The 25,575-nt window shown below is 71.2% G+C and carries 24 protein-coding genes; 12 read left to right on the forward strand and 12 right to left on the reverse strand.

What is annotated here, in order from left to right; genetic code table 11:
• Positions 1–28 precede the first annotated feature (28 nt).
• Positions 29–1,159, forward strand: coding sequence for a MarP family serine protease (locus tag VNM44_RS04310; RefSeq protein WP_325622999.1), 1,131 nt, complete (start codon positions 29–31; stop codon positions 1,157–1,159).
• Between the two features lie 38 nt (positions 1,160–1,197).
• Here the strand turns inward: VNM44_RS04310 and VNM44_RS04315 are convergent, their stop codons facing one another.
• The 8 genes from VNM44_RS04315 to pgl all read right to left on the reverse strand — a co-directional run bounded on the left by VNM44_RS04315 (position 1,198) and on the right by pgl (position 11,455).
• Positions 1,198–3,063: a hypothetical protein gene (locus VNM44_RS04315; RefSeq protein ID WP_325623003.1), complete on the reverse strand. Its 1,866-nt coding sequence runs from the start codon at positions 3,061–3,063 to the stop codon at positions 1,198–1,200.
• Positions 3,060–3,875, reverse strand: coding sequence for a hypothetical protein (locus VNM44_RS04320; RefSeq protein ID WP_325623005.1), 816 nt, complete (start codon positions 3,873–3,875; stop codon positions 3,060–3,062). The genes VNM44_RS04315 and VNM44_RS04320 overlap by 4 nt, the downstream gene beginning before the upstream one ends.
• Positions 3,872–6,076 carry an AAA family ATPase gene (locus tag VNM44_RS04325; RefSeq protein WP_325623007.1) on the reverse strand — a complete coding sequence of 735 codons (2,205 nt, stop codon included), beginning with the start codon at positions 6,074–6,076 and terminating at the stop codon, positions 3,872–3,874. The genes VNM44_RS04320 and VNM44_RS04325 overlap by 4 nt, the downstream gene beginning before the upstream one ends.
• A 96-nt stretch (positions 6,077–6,172) precedes the next feature.
• Complete coding sequence (locus VNM44_RS04330; RefSeq protein ID WP_325623009.1) at positions 6,173–7,981, reverse strand: bifunctional homocysteine S-methyltransferase/methylenetetrahydrofolate reductase; 1,809 nt, start codon at positions 7,979–7,981, stop codon at positions 6,173–6,175.
• Positions 7,982–8,324: 343 nt separating this feature from the next.
• Entirely contained in the window at positions 8,325–9,101 is a 777-nt protein-coding gene (locus VNM44_RS04335) for an SDR family NAD(P)-dependent oxidoreductase (protein ID WP_325623011.1), read from the reverse strand.
• 17 nt (positions 9,102–9,118) lie between these two features.
• Positions 9,119–9,907, reverse strand: coding sequence for an ABC transporter permease (locus VNM44_RS04340; protein WP_325623013.1), 789 nt, complete (start codon positions 9,905–9,907; stop codon positions 9,119–9,121).
• Positions 9,904–10,671, reverse strand: coding sequence for an ABC transporter permease (locus tag VNM44_RS04345; RefSeq protein WP_325623015.1), 768 nt, complete (start codon positions 10,669–10,671; stop codon positions 9,904–9,906). The genes VNM44_RS04340 and VNM44_RS04345 overlap by 4 nt, the downstream gene beginning before the upstream one ends.
• Before the next feature lie 106 nt (positions 10,672–10,777).
• Positions 10,778–11,455 carry a 6-phosphogluconolactonase gene (gene pgl, locus VNM44_RS04350; RefSeq protein ID WP_325623017.1) on the reverse strand — a complete coding sequence of 226 codons (678 nt, stop codon included), beginning with the start codon at positions 11,453–11,455 and terminating at the stop codon, positions 10,778–10,780.
• Positions 11,456–11,492: 37 nt separating this feature from the next.
• Between pgl and VNM44_RS04355 the strand changes: the two genes are divergently transcribed.
• On the forward strand, positions 11,493–11,975 hold the full coding sequence (locus VNM44_RS04355) for a hypothetical protein (protein ID WP_325623019.1): 483 nt from the start codon (positions 11,493–11,495) through the stop codon (positions 11,973–11,975).
• 36 nt (positions 11,976–12,011) lie between these two features.
• On the opposite strand, the gene VNM44_RS04360 is transcribed toward VNM44_RS04355, so the two are convergent.
• The 3 genes from VNM44_RS04360 to VNM44_RS04370 are packed head-to-tail and all read right to left on the reverse strand — an operon-like array spanning position 12,012 to position 14,573.
• Positions 12,012–12,797 carry an ABC transporter permease gene (locus tag VNM44_RS04360; protein WP_325623021.1) on the reverse strand — a complete coding sequence of 262 codons (786 nt, stop codon included), beginning with the start codon at positions 12,795–12,797 and terminating at the stop codon, positions 12,012–12,014.
• Complete coding sequence (locus VNM44_RS04365; RefSeq protein WP_325623025.1) at positions 12,794–13,591, reverse strand: ABC transporter permease; 798 nt, start codon at positions 13,589–13,591, stop codon at positions 12,794–12,796. Before VNM44_RS04365 ends, VNM44_RS04360 begins: the two co-directional genes overlap by 4 nt.
• Positions 13,584–14,573, reverse strand: coding sequence for an ABC transporter ATP-binding protein (locus tag VNM44_RS04370; protein ID WP_325623027.1), 990 nt, complete (start codon positions 14,571–14,573; stop codon positions 13,584–13,586). Before VNM44_RS04370 ends, VNM44_RS04365 begins: the two co-directional genes overlap by 8 nt.
• Before the next feature lie 183 nt (positions 14,574–14,756).
• Between VNM44_RS04370 and VNM44_RS04375 the strand changes: the two genes are divergently transcribed.
• The 10 genes from VNM44_RS04375 to VNM44_RS04420 all read left to right on the forward strand — a co-directional run bounded on the left by VNM44_RS04375 (position 14,757) and on the right by VNM44_RS04420 (position 24,504).
• On the forward strand, positions 14,757–15,941 hold the full coding sequence (locus VNM44_RS04375) for a branched-chain amino acid ABC transporter substrate-binding protein (protein WP_325623029.1): 1,185 nt from the start codon (positions 14,757–14,759) through the stop codon (positions 15,939–15,941).
• Positions 15,942–16,019: 78 nt separating this feature from the next.
• Positions 16,020–16,943, forward strand: a complete 924-nt coding sequence (locus VNM44_RS04380) for a branched-chain amino acid ABC transporter permease (RefSeq protein WP_325623031.1) — start codon at positions 16,020–16,022, stop codon at positions 16,941–16,943.
• Between the two features lie 8 nt (positions 16,944–16,951).
• Entirely contained in the window at positions 16,952–18,475 is a 1,524-nt protein-coding gene (locus VNM44_RS04385) for a branched-chain amino acid ABC transporter permease (RefSeq protein ID WP_325623034.1), read from the forward strand.
• 41 nt (positions 18,476–18,516) lie between these two features.
• Complete coding sequence (locus tag VNM44_RS04390) at positions 18,517–19,272, forward strand: ABC transporter ATP-binding protein (RefSeq protein WP_349258009.1); 756 nt, start codon at positions 18,517–18,519, stop codon at positions 19,270–19,272.
• On the forward strand, positions 19,269–20,000 hold the full coding sequence (locus VNM44_RS04395; RefSeq protein ID WP_325623039.1) for an ABC transporter ATP-binding protein: 732 nt from the start codon (positions 19,269–19,271) through the stop codon (positions 19,998–20,000). Before VNM44_RS04390 ends, VNM44_RS04395 begins: the two co-directional genes overlap by 4 nt.
• 58 nt (positions 20,001–20,058) lie before the next feature.
• Positions 20,059–21,222 (forward strand): aminotransferase class V-fold PLP-dependent enzyme, encoded by a 1,164-nt coding sequence (locus VNM44_RS04400; protein ID WP_325623041.1) that lies wholly within the window; start codon positions 20,059–20,061, stop codon positions 21,220–21,222.
• Between the two features lie 84 nt (positions 21,223–21,306).
• Positions 21,307–22,266: a zinc metalloprotease gene (locus VNM44_RS04405; RefSeq protein ID WP_325623043.1), complete on the forward strand. Its 960-nt coding sequence runs from the start codon at positions 21,307–21,309 to the stop codon at positions 22,264–22,266.
• Positions 22,267–22,351: 85 nt separating this feature from the next.
• Positions 22,352–22,741 carry a nuclear transport factor 2 family protein gene (locus VNM44_RS04410; RefSeq protein WP_325623046.1) on the forward strand — a complete coding sequence of 130 codons (390 nt, stop codon included), beginning with the start codon at positions 22,352–22,354 and terminating at the stop codon, positions 22,739–22,741.
• A gap of 12 nt (positions 22,742–22,753) precedes the next feature.
• Positions 22,754–23,641 carry a D-glycerate dehydrogenase gene (locus VNM44_RS04415; protein ID WP_325623048.1) on the forward strand — a complete coding sequence of 296 codons (888 nt, stop codon included), beginning with the start codon at positions 22,754–22,756 and terminating at the stop codon, positions 23,639–23,641.
• A gap of 11 nt (positions 23,642–23,652) precedes the next feature.
• Entirely contained in the window at positions 23,653–24,504 is an 852-nt protein-coding gene (locus VNM44_RS04420) for a dimethylarginine dimethylaminohydrolase family protein (protein WP_325623050.1), read from the forward strand.
• Between the two features lie 2 nt (positions 24,505–24,506).
• Here the strand turns inward: VNM44_RS04420 and dinB are convergent, their stop codons facing one another.
• On the reverse strand, positions 24,507–25,568 hold the full coding sequence (gene dinB, locus VNM44_RS04425) for a DNA polymerase IV (RefSeq protein ID WP_325623053.1): 1,062 nt from the start codon (positions 25,566–25,568) through the stop codon (positions 24,507–24,509).
• Positions 25,569–25,575: the final 7 nt, after the last annotated feature.

Raw genomic sequence — 25,575 nt, forward strand, 5'->3', positions numbered from 1 at the left:
CGTGCGACGGCGTCGGCAGACTGGATGCGTGAACATCGCGGACTGGATCGCGGTGCTCGTGATCGTCCTCGCGGCGATCAGCGGGTTCGCACGCGGGCTCGTGACCGGGCTCCTGTCGCTCCTCGGGCTCGTGCTCGGGGCGCTTCTCGGCGCGCGCGTCGCGCCGGGCGTCGTCGGCGACGGGAGCGCGTACGTCCCACTCGTCGCGCTCGGCGGAGCGGCGATCGGCGGGATGCTCGGGCAGTCCCTCGGCGGGCTCGCCGGCCGCTCGGCCCGGCGGACGCTCGCCGTCGTGCCGCCGCTGCGCATGGTCGACTCGGCCGGCGGCATCGTGCTCGGGGCTGCGACGGGTCTCGCCGTCTGCTGGACGGTCGGCGCCGTCCTCCTGTACCTCCCCGGACAGACGGAGCTGCGCCAGCTCGCGCAGGAGTCGAAGGTCGTCTCGGCCCTGACCGAGGCGCTGCCGCCGCAGCGAGTGATGGACGCGGTCGGCGGTATCGATCCCTTCGCGACGATCGTCGGCCCCGCGGCGGGCGTTGATGCTCCCGACCCGGCGATCGCGCGTGATCCGCAGGTCCGCGCCGCGCGCCAGTCGGTCGTACGGGTGCGCGGCTTCGCCTGCGGGCTCGGGATCGAGGGCTCTGGGTGGATCGTCCGGCCCGGCTACGTCGTGACGAACGCCCACGTCGTCGCCGGCGTCGAGTCACCGTTCGTCGACCGGGGCGAGGGCCGAACGAGCCGCGCGCGTGTCGTCTCGTTCGACGCGCGGAACGACGTCGCCGTGTTGCGTCTCCCCGGGCTCCGCGGGCGAGCGCTCACGTTCGCCGACCCGAAGCGCGGCGAGGCTGCGGCGCTGCTGGGCTTCCCGGGTAACGGGCCGTTTCGGGTCACCGCCGTGCGGATGGGCCGGACGGCGAAGGTCGGAGCGCGGGACGCCTACGGCCGGCTCGAGCTCGGCCGACCGGTCGTCGCCCTGAGAGGCAATGTCCGGAGCGGGAACTCCGGCGGGCCGATCGTCAACACGAACGGCGAGGTGCTGGGCACCGTCTTCGCGGCGCGCCGCGGGTCCGACGACGGCTTCGCCGTGCCGAACGAGCAGGTGCAGAAGGCGGTCGAGAATGTCGGGCCGGCGCTCTCGACGGCCTGCGTCGCGCGCTAGGCGCTCGGTATCCGACTCGAAGTCGGACACCGGCCGGCTCAGTCGCCAGGAACGATCCGTGCAACGGGCTCCGGGCGTGGCGAGCCCCGGTCGACCGGCGTCTCGGCCTCGTCGGAGCGCTCGCCCGCCTCGGCGAGTAGCCGCGTCAGCGCCAGGGCCAGGGCGCGCTGCCCGTCCGACGAGAAGCGGTAGCCCGCCGGGCCCACGTCGTCGGGACGGTCGACGAGCTCCGCGTACGACCGGTCACCCGGGGCGGGCGCTCGCCAGGCGCTCGCGAGCTCCTCGAGCTGTGCCGCGAGCGCGGTGAGGGTGCTGCGGTAGCGCACCCAGCGGTGGTTGTCCCACGAGAGGCCGGATGACGTGCCCGGGGTCTCGGCGAACCGCTCGACGAGCGCCCGGCCGGCCGCCTGCCCGCGCAGCGTCAGAGCCCGGATCACGTCTGGCGGCATCGTCAGGTTCATGCCGCCCTCGTCGGGCGCGGTGTGGACGTGGACGATCCGGTCCCGGTAGCCCGGCTGGTGCGTCAGTCCCGAGTCGACGTGGTTCTGCATCGTGCGAACGATTCCGCTCACGAACCCCGTGAGGCTGCCGAGACCGGGCTTCGGATCGATCCGGTGCCAGCTGTCGAGCAGCCCGCCGACGTTCGACGAGGGGAGGTAGACGTTCGCCGCCTCGTCGGGCCGCCGCGGGTGGTCGGGGTGGAAGCCGTCGAGGTCGATCGCGAACGTCGGCCGCGTGGGAAGCGGCGCGTCGAAGAAGTGGACCGGGAAGTTGCTCGCGATCCCGCCGTCGGAGAACCAGCAGACTTCGGCGACGAGCTCTTTCGCCGGCGGGCGGCCGTCCTCGACCGCCGCCACCGCGTCACGGACGTGCGTCCGCGTCATGTCGAGCGCGTGGAGCGGGACGGCGCTGATCAGGAGTGGGAAGCTGAGGCTCATCCGCGCGGCGACGACGACCGGAAGGTCGTCGGGAGCGGGGAAGGGGCGCAGCGGGTGCAGGGCGTCGAGCCGTCGCTTCGTCTTCTCGGCGTCCCGGCCGGCGCCGAGCGGAGGCGGGTGCTCTTCCATCCAGGCAACGATCCGCTCCGGGAACAGCTGCCGGAGCTCGTCGGGATCGAAGAGGAGCTCACGGCTTCCCCACGGCATCCGGTGCGGCCGGCGATGCGTGATGTTCGTCGTCATCATCTGGAGCTCGATGCCCTTCGCGCGAAGGTCGCCGAAGGTCAGCGGGCCGTCGCCGTCCTTCGCCGCGAGGTCGTCGACCAGCGCCGCGAGCCACGGCGTGAGGGCCGGGGTCGCGCTGCCCTCCGGTGACAGCCCCGAGCAGAGGCCGAACCGGTTGCGGCCGAGCGCGCGCGGCAGGCCGACGCCGAGCTGGAGGCCGAGGGCGATCGCGAGGCCGAGCAGTGCGAGCACGATGCCGGCGACGACGGCGCACACCGCGAGCGCACCCGAGCCGGTCCAGAGCGCGAGCACGACGAGCGCGACGCCCGGAGCGAGCCCGAGCGCCGCCGCCAGCGGGAAGCTCCGCAGCGCGGCGCTTCCGATGCGGAGCCACTTGCCGGCGCCGGTGCGGCCGAGGCCCGACATGAGAAGACGGTGGTACGACCGGGTGCCCGGAGAGGGCTGGAAGAGGCCGACGAGGTTTTCGCCGCCGCCGATCCACTCCGGGAGCGCCGCGAGCTTCTCGAAGCCGCCCTGTTCGCGCCCGTGCTCGGCGGCGGCCGCACCTGCCGCGGCGATCGCGCCGGCGGACGTGCCGCCCACGTTCGCGAACCGGTAGGTGCGTGCGAGCTCGCAGAGCGCGTGCGGATAGACGACACCGCTCGTGATGCCGCCCTTCATCACGACGTCGCAGGTGCGGGTCGGCTGCGAATAGTCATAGGTGCGCGGGTCGGCGGTCATCCCATCAGCTCCTCCAGGACCGGCTCGATCATCGACCTCGCCATCGCGCTGTACTCCTGACCGGGCTCGACGAAGCGGGTGAGCGCGTCGATCTCCTCCGCGAGCATCGCCGCGAGGTCCGGGTCGGGGCCATCGGACGCGAGCTTCCGCGCGAGCCCGCGCGCGATCGAGATGTGCGTGCGGATCTCGAGCTGGCGCTCCTTCCGCTGGCTGACGAGGCCGCGCCGCAGGAGGGCGTAGACCCGAATCGACTCCCGGCCCTTCTTCGTCTTCCAGCTCACGATCCCGTCGGGCTCGAACGCGAAGTGCTTGGTCGGGTCGTCGAGGCACGGATGGACGAGCAGTCGCGCCTCGCCCTTCTCCTCGTCCTCCTTCGCGGCGCGCTTCGCCTCCGAGCCGATCGGGAACTGGTTCGATTTCCCGAGCGTCAGCGAGGTCCCGTCGGGAAGCACCTGCTTGCGCGGACGGTTGCAGTCGGTGCACGACGGGAGCAGGTTGCCCCACCGTGCGGCGAGCCAGAAGTAGACGCCCCACACGAGGTCGTTGCCGACCAGGACGCCGCTCTTCGGACGGAAGTGCTCGACGTCCAGCGGCTGCGTCGCCTCGATCGAGCTCTCGCAGTACGCGCACTTGAAGTTGAAGGTCGTGTTCAGCACGTCCTTCACGGACGCGAGCTTGTATGCGCCGAACTCGAAGGCGGCCTCGCCGGCCTCGTTCGCCGCGCTGCCGAAATGGATCCGCGCGTCGGCGAGCTCCTCCGCTCCCTTCGTGACGAGGTCCGGCGGCGGCTTCGGGAGCTTGACCTTGATCACCCGACGCGCTTCCCCCTCTGTGCGTTCTCCCAGATCTCGCGGATCTGACGCTTCGTCGCCTCCTCGAGCTCGAGCCGGTCGCCGGGATCTCCGAGCGAGGCTGCTTTGGCGAGGTAGTCGTCGGCGGCCTCGTAGACGATGCGCTCGCGGCGCGTCGTCCCGAGGACGTCGAGCCCGTCGAGTCGCGTCGTCAGCTCTGCGAGGCGGCGCCTGTCGGCGGCCGTCGGGTGGGGCTTCGCCTTGAGGAGGTAGTACTCGGCGAAGAGCGCGTCGAGCTCCGGGTCAATCGTGCTGTTGAGCCCGAAGTGCTCCGACGTCAGGAGCTGATCGACGCGGAGCCCGGCGACCGAGGGAAGGTCGGTGACCGCGACGACCTCGCCGCCCGCGTCGCGCTTGACCACGACGACCTCGCCGTCGCCGAGGCCGCGCAGGCAGAGAGGATCGTGCGTCGACGTGAGGAACTGGACGCGCGGGAAGACCTGCCGCAGGCTCGGGACGATCCGCATTCTCCACCGTGGATGGAGGTGCGCGCCGAGCTCGTCGATCAGCACCGTGCCCTCGGCCGCCTCGACCGTCGGCCACTGCTGGAGCAGCGAGATCATCAGGTCGGTCGCGAGCGCGGCAACCGACTGGTAGCCGTCGCTCAGGTGCTCGAGCGGGACGCGCAGCCCGAACGCCTCGACGTCGACCCGGCCCGCGCGGCGGTTGCGGATCAGCCGGTCGTCACTCTCGAGGTCGAGCAGCCCCTTGAGCGCCCGTGCGATCGCCTCGAACGTCGGGTCGTCGAGCGAGAGCAGCCAGTCGGTCGAGTTGCCGATCGGCGAGAACGGGTCGAAGAGGTTGCGCACGCGGGCGAGCGACGACATCGGCGGCGCCTGCTCGCCGCGCCGCGGGAGGAGCCGCGTCGCGCCGTACGCGAGGAGGATCACCTTCGGGTCCTCGCCGCCCACGAACCGCTCGCTTCGGCGTGAGAAGCGCAGCTCGATCGGCTCCGGGCTCCCGGCGAGGTGGACGCGGACGAAGCCGCTGCGCGTCCCGTTGCGGACGTAGGTCCTCGCGTCGAGGCCGAGCGCGTCGCGCTCGTTCGCCCCCATCAGCGTCAGGGCGACCGCCTGGAGCAGCGAGCTCTTCCCGCACCCGTTCTCGCCGAGCAGCATCAGCCACGGCGCCGAGGCAGTGGACGACGCCAGGCTCGGCGGCCTCAGATCGAGCTCGCCGATCACCTTGAAGTTCCGCACCTCGATCCGCTCGATCCGGCGCGTCCGGCGGAAGTAGTCGACGCTGGCATTCGCCTCGCCCGCGAGCGAGTAGGAGTCCTGCGCCACCTGGGCGCGGTCGAAGGCGCCTTTCACCCGCTTGCGTTCCGCCTGCGTGACGACCGGCAGGTCGCCGGCGACCTCGGCCACCGAGGACGGGCCCTCCGGCGCGGCCTGCAGCGCCTGGTCCAGCTCGCCGCGGCGTCCCTGCGCCCACGCGTTCAAGAACTGTCGCCGCAGCGCGGAGAAGGGCACGCTGCGGTCGAAGAGACGGTCGAACGCGAGCGGGTCGAGCCCGGCCTTCGACGCCATCTGCGCGGACGTCTCCTCCCACTCGCGGCGCACCTGGGCGAGAGCGTCGCTGCGGGACGCGAGGAGCTGGGCGCGGTTCAGGCCGAGGATCTCGATCGTCGCACGCCCCTCCTCCGTGGGAGAGGCGACCGAGCCGTCCTCGGCGTAGACGAGGTGCTGCTCGGGATCGTCGTGGCGTGGCTCGAGCAGGAGGGGTCGCTCGTCGCGGAGCGTCTCACCGGTCGTTCCCGGTACCGCCCGCTCGCCGCGCACGGGGAAGCGGGCGCCCTTGAGGCTCTGGCACTCGGCGCAGCTCGGGTAGAGGTTCTCCCAGGCGTAGGCCAGCCACCAGTAGTGGTCGGGGCTGAGCGTCCCGTCGAGGGCCAGGGCCCCGCTCGCGGGCCGGAACCGGTCGACGAGCATCGCCTGCTCGGCGAGCGGCGTCTCGCAGTACGCGCACTTGCCGGCGCAGGTCGAGACGAGCGCCGACCGCACGCCCGGGTCGGCGAGCACGGCGTCGTCGAACGCGAACGTCTCCTGGCCCCGCTGCTTCACCGGCCGCTCGAAGAACACGCGGGCCCGTTCGGACGCCGACCGCGCGGCCTTCGAGTCGAGGGCGGCAGGGGCGCGCGTGTCGGGCTGTGCCGCGATCATGCCGAGGCACCCGCGTCGGGCCTGCCTGCCGCAGCGTCAGCGGGTCGCAGCACCTGTCTCCCTCCGAACGCTTCGGGCGAGCCTAGACCATCCGGCTCAGCGGAACAGGTCGAGCGCCCCGAGCGGCTGCTTGAACGGCGGGATCACGTAGATCCCCTGTGCGCGGGAGCGCGAGCCCTCGACGAGCTCGCGGGCCAGCTCGAGACCGACCGAGGGAGCGTCGGGGCCTGCGTCGCCGAGCGCCCCGAGCACCTCGTCGGGAACGCTGATCCCCGGGACCTCGTTGTGGAGCCGAAGCGCCATCGCGTGGCTTCTGAGGGGCCAGACGCCGACGAGCACCGGGATCGGCCACTCGCCGCCGAGGCGCTCGACGAATCGATCGAGCAACTCGATCTCGAAGAGCGCCTGCGTCATCGCGAACTCGGCCCCCGCGTCGAGCTTGCGGCGGAATCGCTCGAGCTCGAGCTCGAGGTCGGCCGCCGACGGGTTCACGGCGACGCCGATGAAGAACGACGTCGGCGCGTCGAGGCCCTTGCCGACGTAGTCCTCTCCACGGTTGAGGCCGGCGAGCAGCTGGACGACGCCGATCGAGTCGACCTCGTAGACGCCGCGCGAGCCGGGGTAGTCGCCGACGTGGGGCGGGTCGCCGGTCACGGCGAGCACGTTGCGGATGCCCTCGGCGTGCGCGCCGAGGAGCACGCCCTCGAGCCCCATCACGGTCGTGTCGCGCGGCGTCACGTGCGGGATCGCCTCGATGCCGGTCTCGCGCTGGAGCGTCGCCGAGGTCATGAGCGCGTTCATCCGCGCCCGTGCCATCGGGTTGTCGTTGACGTCGACGAAGCCGGCGTGACCCGACGCGTGGATTGCCCGCGCCACGTCGATCAGGCCCTCGAGCGACCCACCCTTCGGCGGGTCGAGCTCGACGGACACGACCCACTCGCCCTCCCGGAAGGCGCGTGCGAGGCCGCTCTCCGGCTCCTGACGCGCGACCGTCAGCGCGACCTCCGGCTCGTCTACCTCGATCGCGGCCCTCGGGGCCCGGCCGGCCTCGAACGCCGCACGGACGGCTGCGATCTGCGCGGGCGTCGTCCCGCAGCAGCCGCCCACGATCCGCGCGCCGAGCCCGACCGCCTGCACCGCGAACTCGGCGAAGTAGTCCGGCGTCGAGTGCGGATAGACGACGCGACCGCCGACGACGCTCGCGAGGCCGATGTTCGGGAGGGCGGCGAGCGGCAGCCCCGGCCCCCGCATGCCGCGCAGCGCGCGCAGGGCGACGGTCGGCCCGGCGCCGTGGTTCGTCCCGATCGCGGCCACGCCGAGCGCGGCGAGCCGCTCTGCCGCTGCCGTGGCGCCGACGCCGCCCGTGATCTCCGCCTCGTCGTCGAACGTCAGGAGCGCGACGATGGGGAGCGACGAGGCTCCGCGCACGGCCTCCACGGCGACGACGAGCTCCTCGAGGTCGAAGAAGGTCTCGACCATGAACAGGTCGACTCCTCGGCCCTCCAGCACACGGGCCTGCTCGGCGTAGAGCGGTCCGTGCTCCGCGGGGTCGAACACCTCGAGCTCGCCGAGCGGGCCGATCGACCCCGCGACGAAGACGTCGCGGCCCGTCACCTCGCGGGCCTCGCGCGCGAGCCGGACTCCCGCTGAGTTGATCTCCTCGAACGAGTCGTCGAGCATGAGGCGCGCGAGCTTGCGGCGGTTGGCTGCGAACGTGTTCGTCTCGATCAGCTCGGCGCCGGCCGCGATGTAGCTCGTATGGACGGCAACCACGCTCTCGGGCGAGCGCAGGTTCGCCTCCTCGGGGCAGCGCAGCCCGTGCACGGCGCCGGAGAGAAGCGCGCCCGTCCCTCCGTCGGCGACGAGCGGCGGGCCGCTCGCGAGGCGGTCGAGGAATCGGCTCACGACGCGGCCACTCTAGAGGCGAAAGATCGGGCGAAGCGGGGCTGCCGCCAGCGCCCCGCTCCGACACGACCGGGCTCGTTCGATCGAGCCAGTCCCCCCTCGCGCCCGAGCGGCGTCCGGTGAGCGAAGCAGTGATCGGCGGCCGTTCGGCGGCGGCGTATCACCCGACAGGGGCATCTCGTGTCGGCGCTCTCTCCGTCCGGCGATCGTCCCGGAACGGAGAGGGGGCGGCCATCGCCGCCCCGTTCTCCAACTCGTCGGCCTGGAAGTGATTGCCGTCAGTTCCCGACCTGGAGCTGAGCTCTCCATCGGCAGGAACCACCAAACCTTGAAGCGGGCTTCGTCAGTCGGCGTGGAGAAGGCGGCCTTCCATTCCCCCGGCGACGGTGACGAGCTCGCCCGTGACGTGACCGGACAGGCGTTCCGAGGCGAGCACCACGACCTGGGCCGCGACGTCCTCGGGCTGCGCGACCTTGCGCAGCGGCATCGTGCGCGTGATCCGCCGGACGTCGTCGGGCTCGAGCAGGCCCCGCGTCATGGGCGAGACGGTCCAGCCGGGGGCGACCGCGTTGACGCGCACGCGCGGCCCGAGCCGTGCCGCCTCGTTCTTCAGCGACAGCAGGAGACCGACCTGGATCGCGCTCTTCGCCGCGGCGTAGTCCGCGTGGCCGGCCTCGCCGAAGCGGCCGGCGGTCGAGCCGACGAGGACGAGCGCGCCGCTCTCGCGGCCCTCGAGCCCACGCAGGAAGGCCCGCGCCGTGAGGAACGTCGCGGTGAGGTTCTGCGCGATCGTTCGTTGGAAGCGGGCGAGGTCGAGGTCCCGAACGGCCACGTCCTCCTCGGGGTAGACGCCCGCGACCGCGGCGCAGACGTCGACCGCGCCGAGGGCGTCGCGCGCCTCGGCGAACAGCCGCTCGACGTCGGCCTCGACGGTGAGGTCGGCCTGCGCGACGGGTACGCCCCCGAGCTCGCGGGCGAGCGCCTGTGCGCGCTCCTCGCCGCGGTGGTAGTGGGCGACGACCCGCGCGCCCTCGGCGGCGAACGCGCGTGCGCAGGCCGCGCCGATCCCGCCGGAGGCGCCGGTGACGACCACGCCCTGTCCCGCGAGCCCCGCGTCCACGGCGGGAGACTACGGCGTCAGTACGTCTCGAGCGACGCGCGCCGGCGTCCCTCGGTCTCGAACAGGCGGAAGAGTCCGTAGGCGGCGGTCGCGTACGCGAGACCGATGAAGGCCTCCGTCCAGAGCAGCCCGGCCACGTCGCCGAGCGGCGAGCCGCTCGCGATCTCGCGGGCAGCCTCGATCCCGTGGGTGAGCGGCAGGCACTTTCCGATCGCTGCGAGCCAGCCGGGCAGGTCGTCGGGCGCGACGTTGACACCGCAGACGAGCAGCATCAGGAAGTAGACGAGGTTCGCGCCGAAGAAGACGTCGCGCGCGCGCAGCCCGATCGAGCCGATCAGCATCCCGAGCGAGACGCACGAGCACGTCGTCACGAGCACGGCGAGCGCGAGGGCGGGGACGCTCCCCGGGGCGGGGTGGAAGTCGAGCAGGAGCCACGACACGGCGAACCCGAAGGCGGACACGAAGAGGCCGTTGAGCACGAACGGCAGCGCGCGGCCGGTGAAGATCGCGAGCCGGTTGGCGGGCGTGGCGAGCAGCGGCTGCAGCGTCCCGTACTGGCGCTCGTTCGCGATGCCCATCGTCATGCCGTAGATCCCGGACATCGCCGCCACCTGGATCGAGTTGCCGACGATGAAGAACGCGTCGTCCTGCGAGCCCGCGTACCGCCCGAGATACGTGAAGAAGAGGATCTGGAAGAGCGGCGCCCCGAGCATCGTCGGGATGTAGATCCCGGGGTTGATCCAGTTGAAGAGGGCGCGGTACGAGATCCCGCCGCCGACGAAGAACACCCGGAGGCTCGTGTTCATGTCAGCGAGAGCGTCGCGCGGCTGCGCGCGAGGCGCTCGAAGTTCCGGAGGGCGATCGCGCCCAGCGCGACGTAGACCAGGCCGAGCCCGACGCAGAGCGCGATTTCCGGCCACGCGTTCCCGCCGAACGCCGCCTCGCGGATCGCCCGCATGCCCCAGGTCGGAGAGAGCACCCACCCGATCGGCTCGACCCAGCCGGGGAGCAGCGTCAGCGGCACGAGGAGGCCCGTGGCGAGCCAGACGGGGTACTCGAGCAGGTTCGAGAACGCGTTCGCGTTCCGGTAGAGGATGAAGGTCGACGCGAGCAGGAGGCCGAGCATCCCGAGACTCAGGATCGTCGCGGGCAGCGCGACGAAGAGCTCGCCCGGATGGACGAAGTCGAGGGGCGCACCGAAGAAGATGCGCCCCCAGGCGAGCGTCGCGACGACCGAGTAGATCCCGATCGTCGACGTCGCGACGGTGAGCGGGAGGAGGACGGCGACGAACGGCGGCGGCGCGCCGACCATCAGCTCGAGGGTCCCCTGCCAGCGCTGCCACTGGATCGCGCCGCCGGAGCCGAACAGGGTCGCCGACCAGATGCCCATCAGGCCCGCGCCGAGCGCGACGTAGAGGAGCGTGCCCGACCGACTGCCCGACTCGACCATGAAGAATGCGATCGAGGCGAAGATGATCGGCTGGAGCACCGAGACGAGGACGAAGAACAACGAGTTCGTCAGCGTCTTCAGGTGGAACAGCCAGCCCATCCAGAACAGGCGCGCGCTCACGGCTCCAACCTAGCCCCGAGGACACCGTGCCGGGGTGGGGCAGACCGAACCGGCGCGAAGGTGGGCGGGCGGCGTCTGGCGTCCGACTTCGAGTCGGGCGCCAGGCTCAGACGGGAAGGTCGAGCTCCGCTGCCGCTGCGCGGTCGAGGAGCGCGACGCTGCGTCCGTCCGCCGAGCGCACGAGAGAGGCCGGCGTGGCCGGTGACGGCGCCTCGCCGAAGGCGCGCCGGGCGGCGTCCGCCTTCTCGGCGCCCGAGACGAGGAACGCGACCGTGCGCGCCGCGGCGAGCGCCGGGATCGTCAGCGTCACGCGGTCGACGAACGGCTCGAGGCCCGCCTCGGTCGCGACCGCGAGCTCACGGGCTTCGAGCGAGGGCGCGTGCGGGAAGAGCGACGCCGTGTGCCCGTCCGGGCCGATGCCCAGGAGCGCGAGGTCGAGGGTCGTGCCGCGGAGCGACGCGGCATACGCGGCCGCCGCGTCCCCGGGTGCGAGCTGCGTCGGGACGGGATGCAAGGAGGGTGCACGCTCGAGCCGGGCGACCAACGACTCCCGGACGAGGCGCAGGTTCGAGCGCTCGTCGTCCGGTGCGACGCAGCGCTCGTCCCCGAGCCAGACGTCGACGCTGTGCCAATCCGGCTGCAGGCCGGCGGCGAGCTCGTAGGCGCGCCTGGGCGTCGATCCGCCGGCGAGCGCGACCGCGCCGCCGCGGGATGCGACCTCCGCGAGCAGCCGGGCCGCCTCGAGTGCCGCGCCCTCGGCGTCGTCGGTGATCACGAGCTCCACGGCCGCATTCTCCTCGACCGGGCGTCAGAATCGCCGCATGCAGGTCTTGGCGGCAACGGTCGTCGTCAACCCGTGGTATCGCCAGTTCTATCTCCAGCGGGGCGACGCGCCCTGGGCGTCGGACCAGCTCTCGCGCGCGGGGATCGAGCGCGCGCTCGAGTCGTGGGAGGGCTTCGTCTTCGTCGGGACGTCGATGTACGGCAATCCCGTGGAGGTCACGCTCGAGCTCCACGACGAGGAGCCGTCCCCACAGGAGGACGCCGACCGTGTGACCGAGGTCTCGCTCTCGGGATCCGGCCCGCTCGGCGTTCTCAGCTGGGGCGAGACCGAGGCCGAGCTCTCGTTCGACCTGCCCGAGGGGCCGCTCCGCCTCCGCGCCTCGCATTCGGGGCTCGCCGCGGCGGACGCGCATCCGGACAACGACGTGTCGGGGGAGGAGCTGTCGCCGGAGCGCATCCTCCTCCAGCTCTGGCCCGGGCCGCTCGAGGAGCCGGCGGCGATCCGCGCCTGGCCCCGCTGATCATCGGGAGCAGACGACGCGGTCTGGCGGACGCCCTCAGGCTCGATCGAGCGTCGCGTTGCTGAGGCTCCACCGCTCGGCGCTGCGGATGAAGACGTAGCCGAGCGTGCCGAAGCCGACGCCGATCAGGATCTCCACGCCGAGGAGGTCGGCGACGTCCGCGAGCGGCGCGCCGTCCGCGATCTCCCTGGCCGCCTCGATCCCGTGGGTGAAGGGCAGCACGTTCGACACCGACTGCATCCACCCGGGGAGCGCGGAGACGGGGACGTTCGCACCGGTGAAGATGAGGAGGAAGCCGAACATGATGTTCGCGAGCACGGCCTGCTCGCGCATCAGCAGCCCGAAGGCCGCTCCCAGCAGACCCAGACCCGTGCACGAGAAGGCGCAGATCGCGGTAGCGAGCGCCAGCGGCGCGACGGACGACGGCGGGACGTGTATGCCCACGATCAGGCCGCCGACGACGAGCGAGAACGCTGCGACGAAGAAGCCGTTCACGATCACGGGCAGCGCCCGGCCGAGGAAGAGGGGCAGCCGCGGCGCCGGCGTGACGAGGATGTACCCGAGCGTCTTCTGGAAGCGCTCGCCGCCGATCATGAACGTCATCGCGAAGATGCACGGAATCGCGGCGTACTGGACTGCGTTCCCGATCACGAAGAACTCGTCGGACTCGAGCCCGGCCGAGCGGCCGATGTAGACGAAGAGCAGGATCTGGAAGATCGGCGCGACGAGCATCGACGGGATGTAGATCTCCGGCCGCAGGAACGAGAAGAGGGCGCGGAAGCTGATCAGGCCGCCGACGAAGAAGATCCGCAGCGAGGTCATGCGAGCGCGACCGTGCCCGACCGGCGCGCGCCCGTGAGCACCGTCTCCAGCACCACGACGCCGATCGCGAGGTAGACCGCCCCGAGGCCGAGTGCCAGCCCGATCTCGGGCCACGGCCCGCCGCCCGATGCCGCCTCGCGGATCGCGTCGACGCCCCATGTCGGCGCGAGCACCCACGAGATCGGCCGTACCCAACCGGGCAGGAGCGTGAGCGGGACCAGGAAGCCCGCGATCAGCCAGACCGGGTACTCGAGCAGGTTCCCGAGCGCCCAGGCCGTCCGGTAGCGGACGAACGACACCGCAAGGAGGAAGCCCATCGCCCCGATCGAGGCCACCGTCGCGACGAGGGCGACCGCGAACGAGAACGGCTGCTCGAAGGGGAGGTCGACGCCGAAGACGAAGCGGCTGATCAGCAAGGTCGCGGTCATGCTGTAGAGCCCGAGCGCCGACATCGCAACGGTCACCGGGAGCAGGATCGCCGCGAAGTGCACCGGCGCCGTGACCAGGAGCTCCAGCGTGCCGTGCCATCGCTCGCGCTGCATCGCCGAGCCGGCCGACGTGCTCGTCGACGACCAGATGCCCATCACGGCCGCGCCGAAGGAGGCGAAGACGAGCGACTCGCCGCCCGCGCCGGCGCGGAACATGAGGAACGCGACCGTGGAGAAGAAGAGCGGCCACAGGACGCCGAGCAGGCCGTCGAACGACGAGCGGGTCATCATCTTCAGGTGGAGGCCGAACCCGACGGCGAGCGTCCGGGCGATCCGCGACCACGGAGGCCGTGTCGTCTCAGCCATCGACGGCGACGGGCTGCTCGGTGACGAGCGCCACGTAGGCGTCCTCGAGCGTCGGCTCGCGCGTCGTCACGCGCCCGAGGGCGACGCCGTCGAGGCGGGCGAGCACGTCGTGCGTCGGCTCGTGACCGGCAGCGGACTGGATGACGACGACCTGCGCCTGGTCCCGGTCCTCGACCGCGACTGAGGTCACGCCCGCGATCGAGCGAAGCTCCTCGACCTTCCCGTCCTCGATCCCGTAGACCTCGATCTCGACGACGACGCCGTCCGAGACGCGCTCCTTGAGCTCGCGTGGCGTTCCCTCGGCGACGATCCGGCCCTTCGCGACGACGGCGATGCGGTCGCACAGCGCGTCCGCCTCGAACATGTAGTGCGTCGTCAGGAGCACGGTCTTCCCGGCCTCGCGCAGGCCGGCGATCGTCCGCCGCAGCTCGCGGGCGCCGACGGGGTCGACGCCGATCGTCGGCTCGTCGAGGAAGATGACGGGTGGGTCGTGCAGCAGGCCTCGCGCGATGTGGAGGCGCTGGCGCATGCCGCGCGAGTAGCCCTCGACCCGCTCCTTCTCTCGTCCCTCGAGCCCGACGAGCTCGAGCAGCTCGCCGATCCGCGCGCGCTGCCGCTTCGGGTCGACGCCGTACAGCTCGGCGAAGTAGCGCAGGTTGTCGAGGGCCGACAGCCGCTCGTAGAGCCCGCGGTCGCCGCCGAACACGTAGCCGATCCGCTCTCTGACCCAATGGGCGTCCTCGACGACGTCGCGCCCGAGCACGCGCGCCTGACCGGATGTCGGGATCAGGAGCGTGATGAGCATCTTGATCGTCGTCGTCTTCCCCGCCCCGTTCGGCCCGAGGAGACCGAACAGCTCCCCTTCCTCGATCGCGAAGCTGACGCCGCGGACGGCCTCGACCTCGAGCGAGCGGCGGCGGAACGTGCCGGTGGTCGTCCGGTACGTCCGGTGGAGGTCGATCGCCTCGACGACGGCCGGCACTGGGCTCCACGCTAGCGACGTCGCGTGCGAGCCGAGGGGCGGAAATCCACACCCTCCTCGCGTACCGTTGACATGTCACCGGGTGGCCTGCGAGAGTCTCGGCTCTGCGGCGCAGGTCTCTGCGGCGCAACATCCGGCGGAGATGGTCGTCTCACATTGGGATACCCACAAGGAGGGCAGGGAATGAAGGTACGCGGATTGGCGGTGCTGGCGCTTGCTGCGCTCGGCGCCGCCGCGCTCGCAGCGACCGCGGGTGCGGGCTCGTCGGGGGTCACGAGCTCGCAGGCCGTGAGCTGCAAGAGCGCGCTCAAGCTCGCGCTCGTCACGCCGCTCACGGGCGGCGGCGGCTTCATCGGCCAGGAGCAGCTGTCGTGGGCGAAGTACGGGGTCAAGAACCTGTCCAAGAAGTACGGCCTCAAGGTTCAGCTCGTGCAGGTGGACACGCCGGTCGAGAAGGGCCCCGGCGAGGCGCTCGTCGTCTCCCAGAAGCTGATCTCGGACCAGAAGGTCGTGGCCGTGATCGGGCCGGCGACCTCGGGCGGCGTGGCCTCGGCGAGCCAGGCCCTCACCGCAGCCGGGATCGCGCAGATCTCGCCGTCGGCGACCCGAACGTCGCTCACGAAGGGCGCGAACAGGGAGGCGACCTCGTCGTTCTTCCGCGTCGTGCCTGGGGACTACGTCCAGGGGCCGACTGACGCGACCTACATGGTCGACAAGCTCAACGCGAAGAAGGTCGTCGTGATCGACTTCCAGGAGCCGTACTCGGTCGGGCTCGCGGACGCCGCCGAGGTGGTGCTCAAGAAGAAGGGCGTGAGCGTCAGCCGTCAGTCGACCTCCGTCAACACGACCGACTTCTCGTCACTCGTCACCCGCGTGCCGGGCGACGCAGACGTCGTCTTCTTCCCGTCGCAGCAGCCGTCGGACGCCCAGACGTTCGCGCAGCAGCTTCTCGAGCAGGGCAAGAAGGCGAAGGTGTTCGGCGGTGACGGGACGAACAGCCCCGACCAGTTCAAGGTCGCAGGCTCGTACGTCTCGAACTTCGCGCCGGACATCAGCGGGATCGCCTCGAGCAAGGCGCTGATCGACGGCTGGAAAAAGGACAACCCGAAGGCGACGCTCGGCTCGTTCGGGCCGCCCGCGTACCTCGCGGTCGAGGTCGCGCTCAACGCGATCAAGAAGGCGTGCGACGCGGGCAAGGGACAGATCAAGAACCGCAAGGACGTCGTCAAGCACGTCAAGAAGATCAACCTCAAGACGTCGATCCTCGGCGGCCCGTTCCGCTTCTCGACGAAGTCGAACGACCCGCTGAACGCGAAGTTCTACATCTTCCAGATCCAGTCGAACGGCACGTACAAGCTCGTCAGCTGAGCAGTCTGGTGACCGACGCGGCCCGGCTTCGAGCCGGGCCGCCCGGTCGCTTCGAGCGGTTATAGACTCGCGGCCCTCGTGGACACGTTCACCCAGCTGACCCTGAACGGGCTCACACTCGGCAGCGTCTACGCGCTGATCGCCCTCGGCTACTCGCTCGTCTACGGGATCCTCAAGCTCCTGAACTTCGCCCACGGCGACGTATTCATGGTCGGGTCGTTCATCGGCTTCGGCACGCTGCAGCTGCTCGGCGGCTCCACCGACCCCGTCGTCCCGATCTGGTTGCTCCTGACGTTGATCACGCTCACCGCGATGGCCGGTTGCGCGGTCCTCGGCGTCGCCATCGAGCGATTCGCGTATCGGCCGCTGCGCGACGCGCCGCGGATCGCCCCGCTGATCAGCGCGCTCGGCGTCTCCTTCTTCCTCGCCTACTCGATGCAGCTGCTGTTCGGGGCCGAGCAGCGTGACTACGACGCGTTCTCGCTCGGGAACGGCGTGCTGTTCCTCGAGGGGTTCAACATCGGCAACGTCCGCGTGCCGCTGCTCCGTATCGTGATCATCGTCTCGGCCTTCGTCCTGATGGCGGTGCTCTGGGTGCTCGTGACGCGCACGCGGACGGGCAAGGCGATGCAGGCGACGTCGATCGACCGCGAGGCCGCCGCGATGATGGGAATCGACATCGACCGCGTGATCGTGTTCGCGTTCGTCCTCGGCTCCGCTCTCGCGGGCGCGGCGGGGGTGCTCTTCGCGCTGCGCGCGCCGACGTTCGCCTCGATCGGCTTCCTGGCCGGCCTCAAGGGCTTCACGGCCGCGGTGATCGGCGGGATCGGCTCGATCCCCGGGGCGATGGCCGGTGGGCTGATCCTCGGCTTCGCCGAGGCCTATACCCAGGGCTACATCTCGACGAAGTGGTCGGACCTGCTCGTCTTCGTGATCCTCATCCTCTTCATGCTCTTCCGACCCCAGGGCCTGTTCGGCAAGGCCGACATCAGGAAGGTGTAGACCGGGGCATGTCAGGCCCGAGCGACTGGGACGACTCCCTCACGACGCCGCTCGAGGGCGCCGCGGAGGCGAGCGCTGCCGAGGGCCCGACGAGCCCGGCGGTCGGACGCGACGAGTGGGTTGCACGGCACGGCGAGCGGCGTGCGATTCGCGGCGGGCTCCTCGGGACGCTCGAGCAGCGCCTGGCGGTCGTCCCGTGGTGGGCGTGGCTGACGCTGTTCGCCGGCATCGTCTGCCTGCTCCCCGTCGGGTTCGAGAGCGGCTACGTCCGGCGCGTGGCCTTCGACACGGTCGTCTTCATGCTCCTGGCGCTCGCTCTCAACATCGTCGTCGGGTGGGGCGGCCTCCTCGACCTCGGCTTCGTCGCGTTCTTCGGCATCGGGGCGTACACCTATGCGCTGCTCAGTTCCGACCAGTACGACATCCACCTGCCGACGCTCGTCGTGATCCCGATCGTCGCGGTCGTCGGCGGCATCGTCGGCTGGCTCGTCGGCCTGCCGTCGCGGCGGCTCACCGGGGACTACCTGGCGATCGTGACGTTGTTCTTCTTCCAGGTCTTCCTGACGTTCACGAACAACGGCGACAACGTGTTCGGCGAGAGCATCACGAACGGTCCGAACGGGATCCTGAACATCGACGAGTTCAAGATCTTCGGCTGGGACATCTCCCGCTCGACCTCGGAGGGCCTCTTCGGCGTCGAGTACCTCTACGTCGCGCTCGGGCTCTTCGTCCTCGTCTACGTCGGGCTCCACCTGCTCAACGACTCGCGCACGGGGCGCGCCTGGCGGTCCCTCCGCGAGGACCCGCTCGCCGCAGAGCTGATGGGCATGCCGGTCAACCGGCTCAAGTTGATGGCCTTCGCGTTCGGCGCGTCGGTCGCCGCGACGACCGGCACCGTCGCAACAGCGCTGAACGGGAGCGTCTTCCCGCAGAACTTCGAGTTCCCGCTCCTGATCACGATCTACACCATGGTCATCCTCGGCGGCGCCGGAAGCCAGGCAGGGGTCGTGCTCGGCGCCGTGATCGTCAGCGTGCTGCTCGAGGTGCTCCGCGACCCGGGCGACGCGCGCGGTGTCTTCTACGTCGCGATCCTGCTCGCGCTCGTCGCCGTGTTCCGCGCGTCGTGGCAGCTCGTCGCGGTCCTCGGCGGCACCGTCGTCTTCGGGATCGCCGCGCATCTCGTGGCGGGCGGGATCGACGACAGGTGGACGTCGGGGTCGGTCGAGGCGAGCGGGCGGCTCGGGGAGTGGGCGTCCGACTGGGTGATCGTGCCCGCGAGCCTGGCGGGGTGGGTGCCGGCCGTGTCGTACATCGGGCTCGTTGCGCTCGCGCTCGTGCTCACGCTCGTCCACGGCTGGCTCAGGACCGCCCTCCTCGTGCCGACGCTGTACCTGGCCGCCTTCGTCTGGGAGAACGTCATGGTCGCGCACCCGGAGTCGACGCGGTACATCGTGCTCGGCGCGGTGCTCGTGGCGATGATGGTCGCGCGGCCGCAGGGGCTCCTCGGCGAGAAGCGCGTGGAGATCGTGTAGTGGCCGGTGCCGAGAGGCTCCTCGAGCTCCAGGGCGTGACGATGGCGTTCGGCGGCCTCGTCGTCGTGTCGCACCTCGATCTCCACGTCGACGAGGGCGAGATCGTGAGCGTGATCGGGCCCAACGGCGCGGGGAAGACGACGCTCTTCAACCTCGTCACGGGCGTCTACGAGCCGGTCGACGGCGACATCCGCTTTGCCGGCGAGAGCATCGTCGGGCTCGACCCGCACCGCATCACGCGGAAGGGGATCGCACGGACGTTCCAGACCCTCCGCCTCTTCCTGAACATGAGCGTGCGCGAGAACGTGATGGCGGCCGCCTACGGCCACACGAAGGCTGGTCCGTTCCGCTCGATGCTGCGGACTCCGGGCCAGCGCCGAGAGGAGCGCGAGATCCGCGCCCTCGCCGAGGAGCGGCTCGCCTTCTTCGGCGAGCGGCTGATGGGCTACCGCTGGGACCAGCCGGCCTACTCGCTCTCGTATGCGAACCGGCGCCGGCTCGAGATCGCCCGGGCCACCGCGACGCGCCCCCGCCTGCTGCTCCTGGACGAGCCTGCGGCCGGGATGAACCCTCGCGAGACGCAGGAGATCACCGAGCTGATCGGCGAGCTTCGGACCAAGGGCGGCTACACGATCCTCGTGATCGAGCACGACATGCACGTCGTCGAGGGCATCTCCGACCGCGTCGTCGCGCTCGACCACGGGCTCAAGATCGCCGAGGGGTCGTTCGAGACCGTCGCCACCGACCCGCGGGTGGTCGAGGCGTATCTCGGCACCGGAGGGGCGGCGCGGAAGTGAGCGCGTCGACTCCCGAGGTTGCCCCGCTGCTCCAGCTGGAGGCGATCAACACGTACTACGGGCAGATCCACATCCTCCAGGACTCGCACCTCGTCGTCGGCGAGGGCGAGCTCGTCTGCCTGCTGGGCGGCAACGCCTCCGGGAAATCGACGACGCTCAAGACGATCCTCGGCCTGGTCCGTCCGCGGAGCGGCCGCGTGCTGCTCGGCGGCGAGGACGTCACGCGCATGCCCACCGCCCACCGCATCCGGCGCGGGCTCGCGATCGTGCCGGAGAACCGCCGGCTCTTCGGGCCGATGACGGTGCTGCAGAACCTCGAGATGGGCGCGTACCTCCGTCCACGTTCCGACTTGAAGAACGAGTTCGAGCGCGTCTACAGCCTCTTTCCGCTCCTCTACGAGCGCCGCTCCCAGCTCGCGGGGACGCTGTCGGGCGGCGAGCAGCAGATGGTGGCGATGGGCCGCGCGCTGATGTCGAGGCCGAAGCTGCTCCTGATGGACGAGCCGTCGATGGGGCTCGCGCCCGTGCTCGTCGAGCGGAGCTTCGAGATCATCCAGCAGGTCAACCAGGCAGGTGTGGGGATGCTCGTCGTCGAGCAGAATGCGAACGTGTCGCTCTCGATCGCCGACCGCGGCTACGTGCTCTCGACGGGGCGCGTCGTCCTCGAGGGCAGGGCCGCCGACCTGCTCGAGAACGAGGACCTCCGGAAGGCCTACCTTGGCCGGTAGGGGCCTGTCCCCGAAGCGGACTGACCCCCGAGAGCCACACGGGGGACAGACACCTTCGATGCCGGTCCCCGGGACCGACCTCCGGGTCGGAGCGGCGATCCGGGGCGAGTTCCCGATCTTCGAGACGGCGACGTACCTCAACTCGTGCTCGCAGGGGGCGCTCTCTCGACGGGTACGCGACGCCGTCGAGGGATGGCTCGCCGGCTGGGACGAGAACGGCGCGGAGTGGGACTTCTGGGTCGAGCGGAACGAGGCCTTCCGCTCGACGATCGCCGCGCTACTGCACGCCGGAGCGGATGACGTCGCCGTGACGACGTCCGTCTCGCAGGGCGTGAGTGCGCTCGTCTCGGCGCTGCCGCTCGACCGCGGGCGGAACCGGATCGTGATCTCGGAGTACGAGTTCCCGACCGTGGGGCAGATCGCCCATGCGCAGGAGCTCCGCGGCGCGCAGGTCGTCCACGTGCAGCCGGAGGACGACGGCTCGATCCCGGCCGAGCGCTTCGCCGAGGCAATCGACGAGCGGACAGCCCTCGTCTGCTGCACGACTCTCTCCTACCGCTCGGGCCACCGCCACGACCTCGCGGCGATCGCCGAGGCGGCGCACGCGGCGGGTGCGATCGTGCTGGCCGACAGCTACCAGGCATGCGGCGCCGTCGAGCTGGACGTTCGGTCGCTCGGTGCCGACGTCGTGACCGGAGGCACCGTGAAGTACCTCCTCGGCACGGCCGGGCTCGGCTTCATGTGGGTGCGCCCGGAGGTGCGGAAGGCGCTCGTCCCGACGCAGACGGGCTGGTTCGCCGACGAGGACATCTTCGCGATGTCGATCGCCGACTACTCGCCGCACGAGAGCGCCCGCCGGTTCGACTCGGGCACGCCGCCCGTGCCGGCCCTCTACGCGGGCGTGGCGGGGGTCGGGCTCGTCGCAGAGGCCGGAGTACCGGTGGTCGAGTCGCACGTCGGCGGGCTGGTCGGCCGGTTGCTGGACGGCCTCGACGCGTTGGGTGCAACAGTCGTCACACCCCGCGAGCTCGCACGTCGCGGACCGCTCGTCTGCGTGCGCTCGACCGATGTCGACGCGCTCGTCGCATCCCTCGCCGCGGAGCGGATCATCGTCTCCTCGCGGGAAGACAAGCTGCGCGTCGCGCTCCACCTCTACAACCTCGACGAGGACGTCGACACGCTCCTGGATGCGCTCGCGCGGCATCGCCGGCTCCTGCTCTGATCCCCCAATTGTGGGGAGGCGCAGGGCTGCGGCAGACAGGTAGCGTGCGCCGCGCTGTCCCGGCAAGCGACCGAAAGGCCGACCATGCGCAAGAGCACTCTGTTCCGCCTGGGCGCCCTCGTCGCCGTGATCACGACGGCGGCTCTCGCAGGAGAGGCGGCGACCAGCGTGGGGCTCGCAGCCGCGCGGCAGGCGTCTCCCGCGGTGGCCGCGTGTGCGGGCACCTTTGGAGACGTCGCGCGGGTGAAGGACGGCGCGACGGCGAACGAGCCCGAGCCGTACCCGAAGAACCAGGCGAACGCATACGGGGTCCTCGACGACCGGCCGACGCTGCCTTCCGGGAGCGTGCACGTCCCGGTCGTGTTCCACATGATCTCGGATCACGAGAACACCCCGGCCGAGAAGGCGCGCTGGGAGACGATGATCGCCGCCCAGATGGACGTGATCAACGACTCGTTCTCCGGCGCGACCGCCGCGGACGCCGCAGACACGCCGTTCCGCTTCGACCTCGTCCAGACGACGTGGACCATGAACCCGGACTGGTACACGGTCGTCCCCGGCAAGAACGAGCGGGACATGAAGCGGGCGCTCTACAGCGGCGATGCGAGGACGCTCCACGTCTATGCCGCGAACATCGGCGGTGGGCTCCTCGGGTGGGCGTATTTCCCGAAGGGCTACAACAACGGGCGCGACTACATCGACGGCATCGTCATCCTCGACGAGTCGATGCCGGGCGGGAATCTCGCGAAGTACTCCGAGGGCGACACGCTGACACACGAGCTCGGGCACTGGCTGATGCTCGACCACACGTTCGCCCGTGGCTGCTCGGCATCCGGCGACTGGGTCGTCGACACGCCGCCGGAGGCGATGCCGCAGTTCAACTGCCCCGTCGGCGCCGACACGTGCGCGGCGCCCGGCGAGGACCCGATTCACAACTTCATGGACTACTCGCAGGACTCGTGCATGAACATGTTCACGCAGGGCCAGGCAGACCGGATGAGCGACGCCTGGCTGCAGTTCCGCGCGGGCGGCGGCAAGAGCTGACGCCCCGCCGTGGCGGTGGGGCCTCGCCCTCGGGTGAGGCCCCACCCAGACCGCGTCGGACGTCGCGCGCTGACATACTCGGCGCGTGAGCCAGGCCGACTCCGCCGCCGAGTTGGAACGCGTGATCGAGCGCTACAACGAAGCCTGGAACGCGCAGGACATCGACGCGATCGTCGCGTTCCATGCGCCCGGGATGGTGTTCGAGAACCACACGGCGGGCGAGCGCGCCGAAGGCGCGGACGTCCGCGGCCATATTGGCGCAATCTTCGCCAACTGGCCGGACCTGCGGTTCCGTGGACGTCGTCTGTACGCGCGGGACGGGCTCGTCGTGAGCGAGTGGACGGCGACGGCGACCCACGCGGACGGCCGGCGTCTCGAATGGGACGGGATCGACGTGTTCCCCTTCGAGAACGGCTTGATCCTGCGCAAGGACGTCTACTCGGCCGGCCACCGGCCGCGCGTGCTCGACGCCTGAGGCGCCGCCGGCTTGCCCGCGCGCCCCCGTGTCCATCTGACGGCGCCTGTCCCGCGCGAGGTCGCCGCCGCGCTCGAGGGGGATTTCGACCTCGTCGACTCGCCCGAGGGGGCCGACGGGATCCTCGTCGCGCTGACCGCGCGCGTCGACGAGCGCTACCTCGAGCGCGCGGGGCCACAGCTACGGGTAGTCGCGAACTACGCGGTCGGGGTGAACAACATCGACCTGGACGCAACCGCCGCGCGGGGTGTGGTGGTGACGAACACTCCCGACGTCCTGACGCGGGCGACCGCCGAGCTCGCCGTGGGCCTCATGCTCGCGCTGCTCCGACGAATCGCCGAGGGCGACCGCTTCATCCGCCGCGACTCCGAGTGGGAGTTCTCGCTCGAGTTCATGCTCGGATCGAGCCTCGACGGTACGGAGCTGCTGATCGTCGGGCCAGGCCGCATCGGGCGGGAGACGGCGCGTCTCGCGGAGGCATTCGGCGCCCGCAGCGCGTTCGCGGGGCGCGGTGCGGATCTCCAGGGGCTGCTTCCCGCGGCGGACGTCGTCAGCCTGCACGTCCCGCTCACCGATGCGACCCGGCATCTGATCGACGCCGAGGCGCTCTCGGCGATGCGACAGTCGGCTGTGCTCGTGAACGTGGCCCGCGGGCCGGTCGTCGACGAGCGGGCGCTCGTCGACGCTCTTCGCGACGGCGTGATCGCGGGCGCTGCGCTCGACGTCTACGAGCGCGAGCCCGAAGTGGAGGAAGGCCTGCTCTCGCTCGAGAACGTCGTCCTCACCCCGCATCTCGGCAGCGCGACGCGCGACACCCGAGTCGCGATGGGGATGCTCTGCGTCGACGCGCTGCGGGCCGTGCTGCTGGAGGGACGCAGGCCGGCGAACGCCGTCGGGTAGCTTGCCCGGCCGTGGCGGAGTACGGCAGCGCATCGATGTGGGGCGAGCTCCGCCGGGTGCTCGTGCGGCGGCCGCTGCCCGAGGACGCGGCCGCCTGGGAGGCGTATGGGTGGCGAGACGCGCCCCGCGTCGACGCAGCGCGCGCGGAGCACGAGGCGTTCTGCGCGCTGCTCGAGGAGGCGGGCACGGAGATCGTCGTCTCGGAGCACGATCCCGGCAACCCCGACGCGATCTACACGTACGACCCGACCCTCGTGGGGCCCGAGGGCGCTGTGCTCCTGCATCCGGGCAAGGACGGGCGGCGCCGCGAGCCCGAGGCGACGGCTCCCGTGCTCGAGGCGGCGGGGATTCCGGTCGTCGGCCGCGTCGCGCTGCCGGTCACCGTGGAGGGCGGCGACACGGTCTGGCTCGACGAGTCGACTCTTCTCGTCGGGATCGGATACCGCACGAGCCCGGGCGCGCCCGAGTCGCTCCGTGCGTTGTTCTCTGGTGTCGAGGTGATCGCCTTCGACCTGCCGCACTGGAACGGCGCCGCCGAGGTGATGCACCTCATGAGCCTCGTCTCGCCGCTCGACCGCGACCTCGCTCTCGTCTACCCGCGCATCGCGCCGACCCGCCTGATGTGGCTCCTCGCAGAAAGGGGGATCTCCGTGGTGGAGGTACCGGACGAGGAGTTCGAGTCGATGGGGCCGAACGTGCTCGCCCTTGGCCCGCGGCGTGCCCTCGCGCTCGAGGGCAACGACGAGACGCGCCGCCGCATGGAGCGCGCGGGCGTCGACGTCGTCACCTACCGCGGCGACGAGATCTCGAGGAAGGGCGACGGCGGCCCGACCTGCCTCACGCGGCCGCTGTTGCGGGTCTGACCTCAGAGCTCGTCGAACGTCAGCTGGCGGACGGCGGTCAGGCCTGAGACGCCGACCCCGACGAGACGGAGCGCGCCCGGCCGGTCGCGGAGGCCGCGGTCGAGCAGCGCGCAGGCGAGCTCGCCGATCCGCTCCGGCTCGTCGATCGGCGTCGGAAGCGTCGTGGAGCGCGACCGGATCGAGAAGTCCGCGTATCTGAGCTTCGTCGTCACGGTGCGCGCGGAGAGGCCGTCGCGCCGGAGGTGCGCTGCGACGCTCTCCGCCATGCGTCGCAGTTCGGCATGGAGCGCGGGCCGATCGCTCAGGTCGCGCTCGAACGTCTCTTCGGTCGAGATGGAGATGCGCTCGGCGTCGAGCTCGAGGTCGCGCGGGTCGACGCCGCGCGCGCGGTCGCGGAGGAGCCGGCCGACCTGGCCCGGCAGCACTGCGCGGAGCTCTGAGTCGGACAGGTCGGCGAGGCCGCCGATGGTGACGACGCCGGCCGCCGCGAGTCGCTCCTCGGCCCGCGGTCCGACTCCGGGCAGAATCCGCGTCGGGAACGGGGCAAGGAAGCGGGCCTCGCGCCCGGGCGGGACGACGGTGATGCCGCCCGGCTTGCGCCGGTCGGATGCGACCTTGCACACGACCTTCGACGTCGACACGCCGAGCGAGCACGTGAGCAGGGTCGACCCGCGCACGGCGACCTGCACCGCCTCGGCGAGACGTCTCGCGTGCGCAAACGAGTCGATCACCGAGCCGAGGTCGAGGTAGCCCTCGTCGAGGCCGGTCCTTTCCACGCGGGGAACGACCTCGGAGACGGCCGCCCACACCGCCTGGGAGTACTGCCGGTAGAGCGTGTGCCTCGGCCGGACGAACACGACCTCCGGGCAGCGCCGCAATGCCTCCGCCGAGCTCATCGCCGACCGGATCCCGAAGTGGCGGGCGACGTAGTTCGCCGTGGCGACGACGCCGCGCCCGTGCGGGTCGCCGCCGACCACGAGCGGCCGGGTCCGGAGAGACGGGTCCTCGAGCTCCTCGACGGCGGCGAAGAACGCGTCGAGGTCGAGGTGGGCGAGGATCGGCACGGCGGCG

Origin of the sequence: Gaiella sp. (assembly GCF_035558935.1) — a bacterium.
Lineage (GTDB): Bacteria > Actinomycetota > Thermoleophilia > Gaiellales > Gaiellaceae > Gaiella.

Excerpts from the sequence above, each read along its gene's own strand:
- VNM44_RS04315 (WP_325623003.1), bottom strand. The coding sequence starts at position 3,063 with ATGACCGCCGACCCGCGCACCTATGACTATTCGCAGCCGACCCGCACC.
- VNM44_RS04325 (WP_325623007.1), bottom strand. The coding sequence starts at position 6,076 with ATGATCGCGGCACAGCCCGACACGCGCGCCCCTGCCGCCCTCGACTCG.
- VNM44_RS04340 (WP_325623013.1), bottom strand. The coding sequence starts at position 9,907 with ATGAACACGAGCCTCCGGGTGTTCTTCGTCGGCGGCGGGATCTCGTAC.
- VNM44_RS04355 (WP_325623019.1), top strand. The coding sequence starts at position 11,493 with ATGCAGGTCTTGGCGGCAACGGTCGTCGTCAACCCGTGGTATCGCCAG.
- VNM44_RS04360 (WP_325623021.1), bottom strand. The coding sequence starts at position 12,797 with ATGACCTCGCTGCGGATCTTCTTCGTCGGCGGCCTGATCAGCTTCCGC.
- VNM44_RS04365 (WP_325623025.1), bottom strand. The coding sequence starts at position 13,591 with ATGGCTGAGACGACACGGCCTCCGTGGTCGCGGATCGCCCGGACGCTC.
- VNM44_RS04375 (WP_325623029.1), top strand. The coding sequence starts at position 14,757 with ATGAAGGTACGCGGATTGGCGGTGCTGGCGCTTGCTGCGCTCGGCGCC.
- VNM44_RS04385 (WP_325623034.1), top strand. The coding sequence starts at position 16,952 with ATGTCAGGCCCGAGCGACTGGGACGACTCCCTCACGACGCCGCTCGAG.
- VNM44_RS04390 (WP_349258009.1), top strand. The coding sequence starts at position 18,517 with ATGGCGTTCGGCGGCCTCGTCGTCGTGTCGCACCTCGATCTCCACGTC.
- VNM44_RS04400 (WP_325623041.1), top strand. The coding sequence starts at position 20,059 with ATGCCGGTCCCCGGGACCGACCTCCGGGTCGGAGCGGCGATCCGGGGC.
- VNM44_RS04405 (WP_325623043.1), top strand. The coding sequence starts at position 21,307 with ATGCGCAAGAGCACTCTGTTCCGCCTGGGCGCCCTCGTCGCCGTGATC.